Genomic DNA, 16717 nt, shown 5'->3' on the forward strand with positions numbered 1-16717 from the left:
TCTTCCGGATGGGCTACTACGCGTTGCTGTTTCCCGGGACCGCGCTGGCCAAGGATGCGGCCGGCGACAAATGGTCGCAAGGCGTGATCTACCTGTCCAACTTCAACCGCCCCTATGCGCTGTGGATGCCGGCGGTGTTGCTGGTGGGGCTGGGGTTGGTGGTCTTTGTCGGCCGCCGAAAAGGAATTCGATATACGCCAGCGCCCACGCGCGGGCCGCTGGCCCGGTCGGTGCAAAGCCCAACGGCCGTCGTGGTATTCATGCTCGTCAGTGGGATGCTGCAGGCGCTGTACTGGATTCGGCAGGGCGGGGATTTCATGCATGGCCGGGTGCTGCTGGCACCGCTGTTTTGTTTGCTCGCGCCGGTGGCGGTGGTTCCTGTGGTGGTTCCCGACGGAACCAGGTTGTCCCGGGAGGCCGGCTACTGGTTGGCCGGCGCGGTGAGTGCGCTGTGGATGGCGACCGCAGGCTGGTCGCTGTGGGCGGCCAATTCGCCCGGAATGGGCGATGACGCCACCCGGGTCACCTACTCGGGCATCGTGGACGAGCGCCGCTTCTACGCGCAGGCGACCGGTCACGCGCATCCGCTGACGGCCGCCGACTACCTCGATTACCCGCGGATGCGTGCGGTGCTGGTGGCGCTCAACAACACACCGCAGGGGGCTTTGCTGCTGCCATCAGGCAATTACGACCAGTGGGACCTGGTCCCGCCCATCGCGCCGGAATCACCGCCGAACACACCGCCTGGCCCGCCTCAAAAGGGGCCGTACACAGTGTTTTTCACCAACCTCGGCATGGTGGGCATGAATGTCGGGCTGGATATCCGGGTGATCGACCAGATCGGACTGGCCAACCCGGTGGCCGCTCACACCGCCCGGCTGCAGCACGGCCGGATCGGCCACGACAAGAACCTTTTCCCCGACTGGGTGATCGCCGACGGGCCCTGGGTGAAGTGGTATCCAGGCGTTCCGGGCTACCTGGACGCGCAGTGGGTCGCTCAGGCCGAGGCGGCCCTAAAGTGTCCGGCGACCCAGTCGATGCTGAATTCGGTGCGTGCTCCGATGGGTTTTCATCGGTTTGTGTCGAATTTCCTGCACTCGTATGAGTTCACCCAGTATCGAATCAACCGGGTTCCGCGCTACGAACTCATCAGGTGTGGCTTGGCCGTGCCCGAACCCGGCGGTGTCCCATACACCGGTCTGCCGGCCACCGGGCCCTGACCGGCCAGAGGTTTTCGGTCCCGCTCAGGGTTCGGCAGAGAATTTTGACGATCTTTTTACCACGGCGTGCCGCGACGGCTGCAGCCGCCGCCCCGACCGGCGCGCAGCAACCCGGGATATGTAGTCTTACCGGGGTTCGACCGCTCGTCGGCACATTCACAGCGTGGTGATCCGCAGCCGAGTTGAGCGGGCCTGGCCGCGGCGTGGGGCCTGGGACGGGACCCACGCCAAGGAGAAGGCACCCCCAAAGATGTGGTTGACTACACGGGCACAGCTGCCCAGTTGAGTATCAGGCTGGCGCATCTAGTCCGACCCACAGCTGTGGGCCCGACAAAGAATGAGGAAGCAACTAATGAGACTTGTTGACAGGTTTCGTGGCGCCGCAAAAAGGATGCCGCGCCGGCTCGTAATTGGAGCCGCCGCAGCGGCCCTGTTGCCGGGGCTGATCGGCATCGTGGGCCAGCCCGCGACCGCGGGAGCGTTCTCCCGGCCGGGTCTGCCAGTCGAGTACCTGCAGGTGCCGTCGGCGGCGATGGGCCGCGACATCAAGATCCAGTTCCAGAGCGGCGGGGCCAACTCGCCGGCCGTGTACCTGCTTGACGGCCTTCGCGCCCAGGACGACTTCAACGGCTGGGACATCAACACCCCCGCCTTCGAGTGGTACAACCAGTCCGGTTTGTCGATGGTGATGCCGGTGGGGGGGCAGTCCAGCTGGTACACCGACTGGTACAGCCCGGCTTGCGGTAAGGCCGGTTGCCAGACCTACAAGTGGGAGACCTTCCTGACCAGCGAGCTGCCGCAGTACTTGCAGGCCAACAAGCAGGTCAAGCCCACCGGCGGTGCCGCGGTCGGCCTGTCGATGGCCGGGGCGTCGGCGCTGAACCTGGCGAATTACCACCCCGACCAGTTCATCTATGTCGGCTCGATGTCCGGTCTGATGGATCCCTCCCAGGGCATGGGACCGTCGTTGATCGGGCTGGCGATGGGTGACGCCGGCGGCTATAAGACCAAGGACATGTGGGGCCCGAAGGAGGACCCGGCCTGGGCGCGCAACGACCCGCTGCTGAACGTCGGGAAGACAATCGCCAACAACACCCGCGTGTGGGTCTACTGCGGCAACGGCAAGCCGTCCGAACTCGGTGGCGACAACCTGCCGGCGAAGTTCCTCGAGGGCTTTGTGCGGACCAGCAACCTCAAGTTCCAGGACGCGTACAACGCCGGCGGCGGTCACAACGCGGTGTTCAACTTCCCGGACAGCGGTACGCACAGCTGGGAGTACTGGGGTGCACAGCTCAACGCCATGAAGCCGGACCTTCAGCGGGTGCTTGGCGCGACGCCGGGCGCCGGCCCGGCTGCTCCGGCCGCTACTGCGACCGGCCAGCACACCTAAGAGTTGCAATAGCAGGACTGACGGCGACGACCTTGCGGGTCGTCGCCGTTAGTCATTTCTGGCGTCCGGTTATCCGCGGTGTGGTTAGCTACGTTGCGGGACGGGGGCGATCTGCTGGGGTCTTTGGGTTGGTGGTCGAGAGACGAGTGAGGTCATTATGAGAGGTCTGTCGATGCTGCTACGGCTACTGTGCGCCGCCGTGCTGACGATCGGGATCGGAGGCTCTGTGAGCCTTGCCGCGGTCAACGGCGGCTCGGCCCGCGCCGCGGGCTACGAGACGCTGATGGTGCCGTCGGGGTCGATGGGCCGTGACATCCCGGTGGCCTTCTTGGCCGGTGGTCCGCACATGGTGGTTCTGCTGGACGCGTTCAATGCCGCCCCGGATGTCAGCAACTGGGTGACCGCGGGTAACGCGATGAACACGCTGGCCGGCAAGGGGATCTCGGTGGCGGCGCCAGCCGGCGGCGCGTTCAGCATGTACGCCAACTGGGAGCAGGACGGCAGCAAGCAGTGGGAGACGTTCCTGTCCACCGAGTTACCGGACTGGCTGGCCGCCAATAAGGGTCTGGCGCCCGGCGGCCACGCGGCGGTCGGGGCATCCCAAGGTGGATACGGGGCAATGGCCTTGGCCACCTTCCACCCGGACCGTTACGGCTACGCGGGCTCGCTGTCGGGGTTCATCTACCCGTCAAACACCACAACGAACGGCGCGATCCTGGCCGGTCTGCAGCAGTTCGGCGGCGTTGACGGCAACGGCATGTGGGGGGCTCCGCAGCTGGGTCGGTGGAAGTGGCACGACCCGTGGGTGCACGCCGCCTTGCTCGCGCAGAACAACTCCCGGATCTGGGTCTACAGCCCGACGAACATGGGCGGTGACGCCGGCGCCATGATCGGCCAAGCGGGCGAGGCGATGGGCAACAGCAGATTTTTCTACCAGCAGTACCGCAACGTCGGTGGGCACAACGGCCACTTCGACTTCCCCGGCGGCGGCAGCAACGACTGGGGCTCATGGAGCGGCCAGCTGGGCGCGATGTCCGGCGACATCGTCGGCGCCATCCGCTAGGTCGCCAATCCGCCTGCCCTCGCGCGGGTTCGGCGAACCGGCGCCGTGTCGCGAGCCGGTACCGTAAAAGAGTGCGGCAGCCGTTACGGCTGCCTGCTGTCGAATAAGCCGACTATGCCGACCGAACGACGCTGCTAGCAGGAGACCATGGCTGTTAAATCCCGGCGGAAGCGCCACCGCACCCTGGCTTTGATCGCGGCCGGCGCAATGGCGCTCGTCGTGGGGCTGGTCATCTACGGTGTGGTCACAGTCCTGCGGCAAAAGGAAACCCCGCCGAGCGCGGTGCCGCCCAGCATTGTGCCGCCGACCAGCAGCTCGGCCTTCCCGCACAAGCCGCGACCGGCCTTCCAAGACGCCAGCTGTCCCGACGTGCACCTGATCGCGGTTCCCGGCACCTGGGAATCGTCGCTGCAGGACAATCCGCTCAACCCGATCGACTTCCCGAAGGCGTTGTTGCTCAATGTCACTCGGCCGATTAGCCAGCAGTTCAACTCCAGCCGGGTCGAGACGTACACCGTTCCCTACACCGCGCAATTCCACAACCCGCTGAGCGGGGACACTCAGATGTCCTACAACGACAGCCGGGCCGAGGGCACCCGCGCCATGGTCAAGGCGATGACCGACATGAACGCCAAGTGCCCGTTGACCAGCTATGTGCTGGTCGGCTTCTCCCAAGGGGCGGTGATCGCCGGTGACATCGCCAGCGACGTAGGCAATGGTCGCGGACCGGTCGACGACGATCTGGTGCTCGGTGTGACGTTGATCGCTGACGGCCGCCGCCAGCAAGGGGTGGGCCAGGACATCGGACCCAATCCGCCGGGCGAGGGTGCCGAGATCACCCTGCAGGAGGTGCCGGTGTTATCTGGGCTCGGTTTGACGATGACCGGCGCGCGGCCGGGCGGTTTCGGTGCGCTCAACAGCAAGACCAACGAGATCTGCGGGACTGGCGACCTGATCTGCGCTGCTCCGGAGGAGGCGTTCAGCCTGGCCAACCTGCCCAAGACGCTGGATGTCCTGGCCGGCGGCGCTGGCCAGCCGGTTCACGCGTTGTATGCCACCACCCAGTTCTGGGGTTTGGATGGGCAGCCGGCCACCGAGTGGGCATTGAATTGGGCGCACGACGTGATCCAGAACGCGCCACATCCCAAACACGGGTAACAGTTCGGACAAGCGGTACCTTCAGATTTGGTCCGCGGCGCAGCACCCACTAACATTAAGAGATATTTAAGAACAGCTGTGTCGGCCTATCGCGTCGATGCGTCGCGGATTGCCGGACGTGCTTTGAGTACCATCTGTGAGGTTTGCCGTTCGCGACAGCCCTGCGCAGCCGAAACGTGCGGTGTCCGATGGGCCGACCCGCGTCGGACGTAACCGTCGATACAGCTCGCATAGCTGCGGCCCGACCTAGAACTGTTGCGACAGGAGAGAGTGGCATGGCGTACCACAACCCATTCATCGACAAGAACGGGCGGATCAGGTTTCCGGAGAATACCGACCTGGTTCAGCACGTCGAGAAGTGGGCGAAGGTGCGTGGAAACCAGCTGGCCTACCGGTTCCTGGACTTCTCCACCGAACGTGATGGTGTCGAGAGGGACATCTCATGGGCCGATTTCGGTGCCCGCAACCGTGCGGTGGGCGCGCGGCTGCAGCAGGTCACCGAGCCCGGTGACCGGGTCGCCATCCTGTGTCCGCAGAACCTGGACTACCTCTCCGCCTTCTTCGGCGTCTTGTACGCCGGCCGGATTGCGGTGCCACTCTTCGACCCGGCCGAGCCGGGTCACGTCGGCCGATTGCACGCGGTGCTCGACGACTGCGAGCCGTCGGCGATCCTGACCACCAGCGACTCCGCCGAAGGCGTTCGCAAGTTCATCCGCAGCCGGCCGGCCAAGGAGCGGCCGCGTGTCATCGCCGTCGACGCGGTGCCCGCAGAGGTCGGTTCCACCTGGCAGCACGTGCCGGCCGGGCACGACACCGTTGCCTATCTGCAGTACACCTCCGGCTCCACCCGCACCCCGACGGGCGTCCAGATCACGCACCTTAACCTGCCCACCAACGTGGTCCAGGTGATCCATGCGCTGGAGGGCGAGGACGGCGACCGTGGTGTGAGCTGGCTGCCGTTCTTCCATGACATGGGCCTGATCACCGCCTTATTGTCGACGGTGGTCGGCTACCGCTTCACCTTCATGACGCCCGCCGCCTTCGTGCGCCGGCCCGGCCGGTGGATCCGCGAGCTCGCGCGCAAGGACGGCGAGACCGGCGGGACCATCTCCGCCGCCCCGAATTTCGCCTTCGAACACGCTGCGCTGCGTGGCGTGCCCAAGGACGATGAGCCGCCGCTGGACCTGAGTAATGTCAAGTCGATCCTCAACGGCAGCGAGCCGGTGTCGGCGGCATCGATACGCAAGTTCAACGAGGCATTTGCGCCGTTTGGCTTCCGGGAGACGGCGATTAAGCCGTCCTACGGTCTGGCCGAGGCCACACTGTTCGTCTCGACTACCCCGATGGCGGCGGCGCCAAAGATCATCCACGTCGAGCGGGACGCGCTGAACAACCGGCGGTTCGTCGAGGTACCCGCCGACGCACCGGACGGCGTCGCGCAGGCCTCCGCCGGCAAGATCGGTATCGACCAGTGGACGACCATCGTCGACGCCGAGTCCGCCAGCGAACTGCCCGACGGGCAGATCGGTGAAATCTGGCTGCACGGCAAGAATATGGGTGCCGGTTACTGGAATCGCGAAGAAGAGACTTCCGAAGTCTTTAAAAACATCCTCAAGTCGCGCACCAACCCGTCGCACGCCGAGGGAGCCGCCGATGACGGGCTGTGGGTGCGCACCGGCGACTACGGCACCTACCACGACGGTGAGCTGTACATCACCGGCCGGGTCAAGGATCTCGTCATCATCGATGGCCGCAACCACTATCCGCAGGATCTGGAGTACTCGGCGCAGGAAGCCAGCCGCGCCTTGCGCACCGGTTATGTGGCCGCCTTCTCGGTGTCCCTCAACCAGCTGCCCCAAGAGGTGTTCGACAACCCGCACGCCGGCCTGAGATACGACCCCGACGACACCTCCGAGCAGCTGGTGATCGTCGGCGAGCGCGCCGCCGGCGCGCACAAGCTCGACTACCAGCCCATCGCCGACGACATCCGGACGGCCATCGCCGTCCGGCACGGTGTGACCGTTCGCGACGTCCTGCTGGTGCAGGCCGGATCAATACCGCGGACCTCCAGCGGCAAGATCGGCCGCCGCGCCTGCCGCACCGCCTACATCGACGGCAGCCTGCGCAGCGGCACCGCGGTCCCGAATGCCTTCCCCGACCAGGCTGACTGAGCCCCAACATGACTGACACAGAGATCGATTCCCAACCATCGGCCGCCGGCGACGATGCAGAGCGCAGCGATGAGGAGGAGCGGCGCATGAGCTCCGCCGGCGACGATGCAGAGCGCAGCGATGAGGAGGAGCGGCGCATGAGCACCGAAGCTACTGCTGGGCCCGACAGTAAACCCGCGCGCACCGACATGACCGTCGCCGAGGTGCGGCAGTGGCTGCGCAACTGGATCGGCACCGCCACCGGGCGGTCGCCCGACGTGATCGACGAGGTCACGCCGATGGTGGAACTGGGTCTGTCGTCGCGCGATGCGGTGGCGATGGCCGCCGACATCGAGGACCGCACTGGGGTCACGGTGTCGATCGCGGCCGCCTTCGAGCATCCGACCATCGAAGCGCTGGCCACCTGGATCGTCGAAGGCGACCCTTTCGAAGACGACGCGGCTGCCGACGACACCGACTGGACGCGCAGCGGGCCGATCGAGCGGGTCGACATCGCGGTGGTGGGCCTGGCCACCCGGTTGCCCGGTGGAATGGACACCGCCGAGGAGACCTGGCAGGCGCTGCTGGAGGGTCGCGACGCGATCACCGATTTGCCCGAGGGCCGTTGGTCGGAGTTCATGGAAGAGCCGCGGCTGGCCGCGCTCATCAAGAAGGCCCGCACCCGTGGCGGCTACCTGAAAGACATCAAGGGCTTCGATTCCGAGTTTTTCGCGCTGTCGAAAACCGAAGCCGACAACGTCGACCCGCAGCAGCGGATGGCGCTCGAGCTGACCTGGGAGGCGCTCGAGCACGCGCGCATCCCAGCGTCCAGCCTGCGCGGTGAATCCGTCGGCGTCTACGTCGGCACCTCCGTCATGGACTACAGCTACCTGGCGATGTCCGACCCCACCGTCGCTCACCCATATGCGATCACGGGGACCGCGAGTTCGATTGTCCCGAACCGGGTTTCGTACTTTTTCGACTTTCACGGACCCTCGGTTGCGGTCGACACCGCCTGCTCGAGCTCGCTGGTCGCGACCCACCAGGCGGTGCAGGCGCTGCGCAGCGGTGAGTGCGACGTGGCCGTCGCCGGTGGGGTCAATGCGCTGATCACCCCGGCGGTGACACTCGGTTTCGACGAGATCGGCCAGGTGCTCGCCCCCGACGGCCGGATCAAATCGTTCTCGTCCGACGCTGACGGCTACACCCGCTCCGAGGGCGGCGCCATGCTGCTGCTGAAGCGGGTCGACGACGCGCGCCGCGACGGCGACCAGATCCTGGCCGTAATCGCCGGCAGCGCGGTCAACCACGACGGCCGGTCCAACGGCCTGATCGCCCCCAACCCCGATGCACAGGCTGACGTGTTGCGCCGGGCCTACAAAGACGCCGGCATCAACCCGCGCACTGTCGACTACATCGAAGCGCACGGCACCGGCACGGTGCTCGGTGACCCGATCGAAGCCCAGGCGCTGGGCCGGGTGATCGGCCGCGGCCGCCCGGCCGACATGCCGGCCCTGCTCGGCGCGGTGAAAACCAATGTCGGACACATGGAGTCGGCGGCCGGTGCGGCGAGCCTGGTCAAAATGGTGCTGGCATTGCAGCACGACAAGCTGCCGCCGTCGATCAACTACGCCGGACCCAACCCGTACATCGACTTCGACGCGTCGCATCTGCGGGTCCTGGACACGGCGGCCGACTGGCCGCGCTACGGCGGCTATGCCGTTGCAGGCGTGTCGAGCTTCGGTTTCGGCGGCGCCAACGCGCACGTGGTGCTGCGTGAGACCTTGCCGCGCGACGTGGTCGAACGTGAACCCGAGGCAGCGCCGGAAATCGAGGCCAAGACCGAAGAACAGGCGCCGGCCTCCTACATCGGCGGGATGCGCTTCGACGAGTACGGCGAGTTCTTAGATGCTGGGGAGCACGCCCCCACGACGCCGGGCATCGAGGAAGAGCCCGAACTGCCCAGCATCACCGAGGAAGCGTTGCGGCTCAAAGAGGTTGCTCTCGAAGAGCTTGCGGCCGAGGAGATCCCGGCGCCGATCGTGCCGCTGGCGGTGTCGGCGTTCCTGACATCACGCAAAAAGCTCGCGGCTGCGGAGCTGGCCGACTGGATGGAAACGCCGGAAGGCCAGGCGTCGTCGTTGGAGTCGATTGGCCGCTCGCTATCGCGGCGTAACCACGGCCGTTCCCGCGCGGTGGTGCTGGCCTGCGACCACGACGAAGCGATCAAGGGACTGCGCGCGATCGCCGACGGCAAGCAGAAGCCGAACGTGTTCAGCACCGACGGGCCGGTGACCAACGGTCCGGTGTGGGCAATGGCCGGTTTCGGCGCACAGCACCGCAAGATGGGCAAGAGCCTGTACCTGCGTAACGAGGTCTTCGCGAAGTGGATCGAGAAGGTCGATGCGCTGATCCAGGACGAGCGGGGTTACTCGGTGCTCGAGCTGATCCTCGACGACTCGCATGATTACGGCATCGAGACCAGCAACGTCGTCATCTTCGCGATCCAGATCGCGCTGGGCGAATTGCTTAAGCATCACGGCGCCAAACCCGCTGCGGTAGTTGGTCAGTCGCTGGGCGAGCCCGCGTCGGCCTACTTCGCCGGCGGACTGTCGCTAGAGGACGCCACCCGGGTGATCTGCTCACGCTCGCATCTGATGGGCGAGGGCGAGGCGATGCTGTTCGGCGAGTACATCCGGTTGATGGCGCTCGTCGAGTATTCCGCCGACGAGCTGAAGACGGTGTTCGCCGACTTCCCCGACCTCGAAGTGTGCGTCTACGCCGCACCCAGTCAGACCGTGATCGGCGGGCCGCCCGAGCAGATCGACGCGATTGTCGCCCGCTGCGAGGCGGAGGGCCGCTTCTCCCGCAAACTTCAGACCAAGGGCGCCGGCCATACCTCGCAGATGGATCCGCTGCTCGGTGAGTTCTCCGCGGAGCTGCAGGGCATCCACCCGATGAGCCCGACGGCGGGCATCTTCTCCACGATCCACGAGGGCACCTACATCAAGCCCGGCGGTGAGCCGATCCACGATGTCGCGTACTGGATCAAGGGAATGCGGCATTCGGTGTACTTCACCCAGGGCGTCCGCAACGCCGTCGACGGCGGCTACACCACGTTCTTGGAGCTGGCACCAAACCCGGTCGCGCTGATGCAGATCGGCCTGACCACCGCTGCCGCGGGACTGCCGGACGCACAACTGATTGCGACGCTGGCCCGCAAGCAGGACGACGTCGACGCGATGACGTCGGCGATGGCGCAGTTGTTCGTCTACGGACATGACCTCGACGTCCGGACGCTCTTTACCCCCGCCGGACGGGCCCCAGGACCTGAAGATTTTGCCAACATCCCGCCGACCCGATTCCGCCGCAAGGAGCATTGGCTCAACGCGCACTTCTCCGGCGACGGGTCGGTGCTGATGCCCGGCACCCACGTGGCGATGCCGGATGGCCGGCACGTGTGGGAGTACGCGCCGCGCGAGGCGACTGACCTGGCCGCACTGGTGAAAGCCGCTGCGACACAAGTGCTTCCGGATGCCCAGATCGTTGCTTCCGAGCAACGGGCAGTGCCGGCCGAGAAAGCCCGCCTGGTCACGACGCTGACGCGGCATCCGGGCTGGGCCGCGGTTCAAATCCACGCGCGCATCGACGAATCCTTCACGCTGGTCTACGACGCGCTGGTGTCGCGGGCCGGCCAGGCCTCGGTGTTGTCGACGGCCGTTGGCGCCGGTGCGGCGATCGCGCAGACGGCCACCTCGGCACCGGTGGCCGAACCAGCAGCCGACGAGCCCGAAGCGGCCAGCGCTGTGACCGACAGCCTCACCGCACGTCAGATCGGCGGATTGGGGCGGTGGTCACCGGATTCCGGTGAGACGGTGGGCGACCGGCTGGCCGCCATCGTGTCGATGGCGATGGGTTACGAGCCCGAGGACCTGCCCTGGGAGGTGCCGCTGATCGAGCTGGGCCTGGACTCGATGATGGCCGTGCGGATCAAGAACCGCGTCGAGTACGACTTCGACCTGCCGCCGATTCAGCTGCAGGCGGTCCGCGACGCCAACCTCTATAACATCGAGGAACTCATCAAGTACGCGATCGAGCACCGCGACGAGGTGCAGGACCTATACGAACACCAGAAGACCCAGACGGCCGAAGAGATCGCCAAGGAGCAGGCCGCGCTGGTGTCCGGCGCAACCCCGGCCAGCGTCACTCCAGCCGCCGATCCGCCAGCGGAGCCGCAGACGCAAGCCCCGCCGCCGGTTTCCGACGCGCCGATCCCGCCGCCGCCGAGTAACCCTGCCGGCCCGGCTGCTGCCGCCGCGCAACCCAACCTGGCGGCCGCCGCGCAGGCGCTGAACCAACAGGCCGTCGCCGAGGCGCTCAATTCCGATGTGCCGCCACGTGATGCCGCCGAGCGGGTCGCGTTCGCCACCTGGGCGATCGTCACCGGCAAGTCGCCGGGTGGCATCTTCAACACGTTGCCGAAGCTCGACGACGGCGCAGCCACCAAACTGGCGCAGCGGCTTTCTGAGCGCGCCGAGGGGCCGATCACCGCGGACGACGTCAAAGCCGCCGAAAACATCGAGGCGCTGGCGACGACGGTGCGCGAATACCTGGAGGCCGGCCAGATCGACGGTTTCGTGCGGACGATCCGCGCCAGGCCCGAAGGCTCCACCAAGCCACCGGTTTTCGTGTTCCACGCGGCCGGCGGATCGACGGTGGTCTACGAGCCGTTGCTCAACCGGCTGCCGCCGGACACCCCGATGTACGGTTTCGAGCGCGTCGAGGGGACCATCGAAGAGCGTGCCGCGCAATACGTTCCCAAGCTGCGCGAGCTGCAAGGCAACGGGCCGTTCATCTTGGTCGGGTGGTCGCTGGGCGGGGTGCTGGCCTATGCCTGCGCGATCGGGCTGAAACAACAGGGCTGCGACGTCCCGTTTGTCGGGCTGATCGACGCGGTACGCGCCGGTGAGGAGATCCCGCAGACCAAGGAGGAGACTCGCAAACGTTGGGAGCGCTACGCCCGCTTCGCCGAGCGGACCTTCAACATCGAGATCCCCGAAATCCCTTACCAGCAGCTTGAAGAGCTCGACGACGAGGGACAGATCAAGTTCGTGCTGGAGGCCGTCAGACAGAGCGGTGTGCAGATCCCCGGCGGGATTATCGAGCATCAGCGCACGTCGTATCTGGACAACCGGGCCATCGACACCGTGCAGATCCAGCCCTACGACGGTCACGTCACGCTGTACATGGCCGACCGTTACCACGACGACGCGATCACGTTCGAGCCGCGCTACGCCACTCGTCAGCCCGACGGTGGCTGGGGCGATTACGTCTCGGAGCTGGAGGTCGTGGCGATCGGCGGTGAACACATCCAGGCCATCGACGAACCGATCATCGCCAAGGTCGGCGCGCACATGACCCAGGCGCTCAACAAGATTGACGCAGAGGAGAAAGCAGCCAAGTGACCACCAAGACCACCGCCGAGCTGCTGGCCGAACTCCACGAAAAGCTAGAGCTGGCGAAGGAACCCGGTGATCCGAAGGCAATCGCCCGGCGCGAGAAAAAGGGAATCCCGAGTGCCCGCGCCCGCATCAACGCGTTGGTCGACCCGGGCAGCTTCCTGGAGATCGGGGCATTGGCACGGACGCCGGGTGACCCGAACGCGCTCTACGGCGACGGGTGTATGACCGGACGCGCGACCATCAACGGCCGGCCGGTCGGGGTGTTCTCCCACGATCAGACGGTGTTCCAAGGCTCGGTTGGCGAGATGTTCGGCCGCAAGGTCGCGGCGCTGATGGAGTGGTGCGCGATGGTCGCCTGCCCGATCATCGGCATCAACGACTCCGCAGGCGCCCGCATCCAGGACGCGGTCACGTCGCTCGCCTGGTACGCCGAATTGGGCCGCCGTGGCGACCTGTTGAGTGGACTGGCGCCGCAGATCTCGCTCATCTTTGGCAAATGTGCTGGGGGAGCGGTCTATTCGCCGATCCAGACCGATCTCGTGGTCGCGGTGCGCGACCAGGGCTATATGTTCGTCACCGGCCCCGACGTCATCAAGGACGTTACCGGTGAGGACGTCACCCTCGACGAGCTCGGTGGCGCCGACGCCCAGGCGCGCTACGGCAACATCCACGAGGTGGTCGAGTCCGAGGCGGCGGCGTTCCAATACGTGCGCGATTTCTTATCGTTCTTGCCGCCGAACTGCTTCGACCCGGCGCCGCTGGTCAACCCCGGGCTGGAGCCGGAGGTTACCCCGACCGATCTGGAGCTCGACGCGATCGTGCCGGACTCGGACAACACGGCTTACGACATGCACGAGATCTTGCTGCGAATCTTCGACGACGGCGACTTCCTCGATGTCGCCGCTCAGGCCGGGCAGTCCATCATCACCGGGTTCGCCCGGGTCGATGGCCGACCGGTCGGTGTGGTGGCCAACCAGCCGATGCACCTGTCGGGCGCGATCGACAACGAGGCCTCCGACAAGGCGGCCCGGTTCGTCCGGTTCTGCGACGCGTTCTACGTGCCGCTGGTGTTCGTCGTCGACACCCCTGGCTTCTTGCCGGGAGTTGAGCAGGAAAAAGGCGGAATTATCAAGCGTGGCGGGCGATTCCTATATTCGGTCGTCGAGGCCGACGTGCCGAAGGTGACCATCACTGTCCGCAAGTCCTACGGTGGCGCCTACGCGGTCATGGGATCCAAGCAGCTGACCGCCGACCTCAACTTCGCCTGGCCCACCGCGCGCATCGCGGTGATCGGCGCCGACGGCGCTGCGCAGCTACTGATGAAGCGGTTCCCCGACCCGACCACCCCCGAGGCGCAGGCGATCAAGCGGGACTTCATAGAGGGCTACAACCTCAACATGGCCACGCCGTGGATCGCCGCCGAGCGCGGGTTCATCGACGCCGTCGTCGAACCGCACGACACCCGGCTGCTGCTACGCCGGTCGCTGCACTTGTTGCGGGACAAGCAGTTACACACACGAGTCCTGCGCAAACACGGTCTGCTCCCGATCTAGTAGCTAGACGGGCGCGACGAAGTCAGACGTGTAGAACTCGGTTGGAGCTTGTGAAAACTGGCCCGGGCGTTGAATAAACACCCATACGCCCGTCGTGCCCGGCCGAATGCTGTCCTGCACAGTGCTGGTCGCCTGCCCTGACCCATCGCTGTCGAGACCGCCGACGGCCACACCCGGACCCCCGGAAACGCATGGCGAATTCGATGCCCGAGGCGACTGGATCAGCTGGACGTCGTAGTGGGTGCCTGGCGAGCCGGCGTCCGCCAAATGTACTTCCGCGGATACCGTGCCACCCGTGGCGCGGATAACTGATGACGCGGTGGCATTGTTTTGTGCCGCCCCACCGCGAATTGGGCTGAAATCGCACGCCCGCATGATGCTTCTCAACGGGACCACGGCTCCGCCGTTGGCGCCCGCCGGAGCGGCGGATGCAGTTGCCGCCACAGCGGGATTCAACGCGGATGCCACCGCGAGAACTGCAGGAAACGCGCGGCGGGTCAGCTTGGAAATCGTTAGTGACATTTGTCTAATTATCCGCGGCCGATGACGGTCCGAGCATGTCCGAGACGTAGCTAACAGGAGCGGCACCATTGTGACGCGCAACACGGCGACTTAGCCGCCTCGTCGCCGGGCCACGGCTTGATTGCCCGGCTTCTCCTCGGGACGCTCCGCGTCCCGCCTTGTCGCCGGGCTACGGCTTGATCCGGATCTGGCCGGGCGACCACCACCCGCTGCGGGTGGCGGTGCCCAGCTCGAGCTGTGCCGGTTGAGCCGTCACGATCGTGTCGAACTTACGCAGGGAACCCCAGTCCCGGCCCCAGTCGCGGGATAGGTAGGTGGCCATCACGTGGGCTCGCAGCAGCACATCGGTGATGCCAAGCAGCCCGCCGTTGGTGCCGTCTTCCCAGGTGTCGGTGTCCATTTTCTTGGCGTTGTAATCCGGGGTGATGCGGAATTTGGGGATCTCGGTGACGCCGTTGGCGTGCAGCATCGGCTGCTGGCATGGGAAGGCCAGTCCCACCGCCCAGTCCATCAGGACCGGCTGCGACGAGCCGACGTACTCCTGCAACGAGCGCAGGTCAGGCACTCGCGGGGGAGTGACCGCCACCCAGTCTTCCGGCGTGAGCGACAAATCTTCGGCGACCACTCGGACCGCCGACGCGTCGGCCGGGATCTTGGCGCGTGGGAAGCGCAGGTTGCGCCACGCCTTGTATTGCTCGCCGTACAGATCGTCGGGCACCAGCCGCCCGCTTGGTATCAGCTCGCCGCCGGGTCCCGGCTTGCCGTATTCCAGCACCACGGTCTGTCCGTCGGTGTGGCCGTGCAGCACGCTGTTACCGGCAATCTTGCCCGCGGCGGTCACCACCACCAGTGGATGCCCGTCATCTGCCTGGGGCAGCTGGTACCAGGCCGACTTGAGGGTGCTCTGCTGCTGCGGACCGGTCGTGTAGCTGCCCGCCACCGGAACCCGCGCGGGGTCGAGGCCGTAGGGCAGTGGCACCGTCGAGCCGTTGATGCCGTGGGTTTTCGTCTTTGTCGGCGCGTCCCAGTCGTAGTCGGTGCCCGGTTGTTCCGGCGTCATCCGAAGCGCTTCGGCCACAATGTGTTCCGGGATCCCATTGGGCGTGAACCCAACCGGATTAACGCCGCCCAGTGGGCCTAGCGGACCGTAATCGCCCGACAGCGCCGGCATGAAACCGGCGTTGGTGTCCGGCTCGACCAGCACGTCGTCGGCCAGGCCGCAGCCACCGGTGAACGCCCGCAGGTTCGCCCAGCCGTTGGAGTAGGTCGGGTATTGGCGCACCACACCGATCGCCATCGACGCGACGAACACCAACACCATGAAGCCGGCGGCGATCGGCACCGGCGCCGCCGTCAGCGCACACGCAAATCGGCCTTCCCCGCGGCCGCGGGGCGCGAAGTGCAACCACGCCGCATAGATCGCGGTGATCGCGAACAGTATGAAAAATATTGTGCTGACTGTGATCCCGCCAATTTTCGGCATCGTGGTGTTGAACGGCACGCCGTAGCTGGACACATACCACCAACCATTGGTGGTAGCGAAGCACAGCGCCAGCACGAACATCAGCGCAGCCAGGAACGCCATCCGGTTACGCGACCAGCGCAGCACCGACGGCGAAACCAGCACCGTGGTCAGCGCGGCCATCGCCGCGCCCACCGCGGCGAACAGGCCGAAGTGGTGCACCCATTTGGTGGGGGTGAACATCAGGAAGAACATGGTACCGAAGATGACACCCATCAGCCGCCAGGCCGGTCCACGGGCTACGCCGCGAATTCGTTTGCGCCGCAACATGATAAATAGCGCAGTGAACAGACACAGCGCAGTGATCAAGAAGCCGAACCGGCGGGATAGCGAACCGTCGACGGTCGGCAGGATCAGGTAGTAGTAACGCAGGTTTTCGGTGTACCACGCCTGGCTGGGGCCGATCGCGGTGCGAATCCTGGTGGCCTCCAGAAACGTTGACAGAGTTTGGTCTGCGAAGACGACGGTGAGGATGACCGAACCCGCGGCCAGCATCGGGGCCACCAAGGGCCAGGTGCCGACCAGACGATGCCGGCGCACCAGGATTCGCAGGATCGGACGGCCACCGGCCACCAGGGCGGCCACCGCGATCAACCCGGTGGGCTGGACACCGAGGGTGAACGCCGCGGTGATGACAGCCAGCGCCGCCGGCGTCATCCGGCTGTACCGCATCGACC

At 66.0% G+C, this 16717-nt stretch carries 9 protein-coding genes; 7 read left to right on the top strand and 2 right to left on the bottom strand.

Annotation, left to right across the window (positions count from 1 at the left end; all coding sequences use genetic code 11):
• The 7 genes from zomB to WAN71_RS03785 all read left to right on the top strand — a co-directional run.
• Positions 1-1220 (top strand): flagellar motor control protein ZomB (gene zomB / locus WAN71_RS03755; RefSeq protein ID WP_422224044.1); only part of this gene is annotated, 1220 nt, incomplete at its 5' end.
• A gap of 352 nt (positions 1221-1572) precedes the next feature.
• Entirely contained in the window at positions 1573-2610 is a 1038-nt protein-coding gene (gene ag85A, locus WAN71_RS03760) for a diacylglycerol acyltransferase/mycolyltransferase Ag85A (protein WP_422224045.1), read from the top strand.
• 157 nt (positions 2611-2767) lie between these two features.
• On the top strand, positions 2768-3673 hold the full coding sequence (locus WAN71_RS03765; protein WP_422224046.1) for an alpha/beta hydrolase-fold protein: 906 nt from the start codon (positions 2768-2770) through the stop codon (positions 3671-3673).
• A gap of 147 nt (positions 3674-3820) precedes the next feature.
• Positions 3821-4831, top strand: coding sequence for a cutinase family protein (locus WAN71_RS03770; protein ID WP_422224047.1), 1011 nt, complete (start codon positions 3821-3823; stop codon positions 4829-4831).
• Positions 4832-5106: 275 nt separating this feature from the next.
• A complete protein-coding gene (gene fadD32 / locus WAN71_RS03775; RefSeq protein WP_422224048.1) occupies positions 5107-7002 on the top strand; it encodes a long-chain-fatty-acid--AMP ligase FadD32 in 1896 nt (631 codons plus the stop codon).
• 137 nt (positions 7003-7139) lie between these two features.
• Complete coding sequence (pks13, locus tag WAN71_RS03780) at positions 7140-12446, top strand: polyketide synthase Pks13 (RefSeq protein ID WP_422224052.1); 5307 nt, start codon at positions 7140-7142, stop codon at positions 12444-12446.
• Positions 12443-13996, top strand: coding sequence for an acyl-CoA carboxylase subunit beta (locus WAN71_RS03785; RefSeq protein ID WP_422224049.1), 1554 nt, complete (start codon positions 12443-12445; stop codon positions 13994-13996). The genes pks13 and WAN71_RS03785 overlap by 4 nt, the downstream gene beginning before the upstream one ends.
• Before the next feature lie 3 nt (positions 13997-13999).
• On the opposite strand, the gene WAN71_RS03790 is transcribed toward WAN71_RS03785, so the two are convergent.
• Positions 14000-14518 (bottom strand): hypothetical protein, encoded by a 519-nt coding sequence (locus WAN71_RS03790; RefSeq protein WP_422224050.1) that lies wholly within the window; start codon positions 14516-14518, stop codon positions 14000-14002.
• 169 nt (positions 14519-14687) lie between these two features.
• Positions 14688-16717 (bottom strand): arabinosyltransferase C-terminal domain-containing protein (locus WAN71_RS03795; RefSeq protein WP_422224051.1); only part of this gene is annotated, 2030 nt, incomplete at its 5' end.

It is taken from the genome of Mycobacterium sp., from assembly GCF_049280035.1.
In the GTDB taxonomy this organism is placed as follows: domain Bacteria; phylum Actinomycetota; class Actinomycetes; order Mycobacteriales; family Mycobacteriaceae; genus Mycobacterium.

What these genes read in the sequence shown, in the direction of transcription:
- pks13 (WP_422224052.1), top strand. Translation starts at nt 7,140, where the DNA reads ATGAGCACCGAAGCTACTGCTGGGCCCGACAGTAAACCCGCGCGCACC.
- fadD32 (WP_422224048.1), top strand. Translation starts at nt 5,107, where the DNA reads ATGGCGTACCACAACCCATTCATCGACAAGAACGGGCGGATCAGGTTT.
- WAN71_RS03790 (WP_422224050.1), bottom strand. Translation starts at nt 14,518, where the DNA reads ATGTCACTAACGATTTCCAAGCTGACCCGCCGCGCGTTTCCTGCAGTT.
- ag85A (WP_422224045.1), top strand. Translation starts at nt 1,573, where the DNA reads ATGAGACTTGTTGACAGGTTTCGTGGCGCCGCAAAAAGGATGCCGCGC.
- WAN71_RS03765 (WP_422224046.1), top strand. Translation starts at nt 2,768, where the DNA reads ATGAGAGGTCTGTCGATGCTGCTACGGCTACTGTGCGCCGCCGTGCTG.
- WAN71_RS03770 (WP_422224047.1), top strand. Translation starts at nt 3,821, where the DNA reads ATGGCTGTTAAATCCCGGCGGAAGCGCCACCGCACCCTGGCTTTGATC.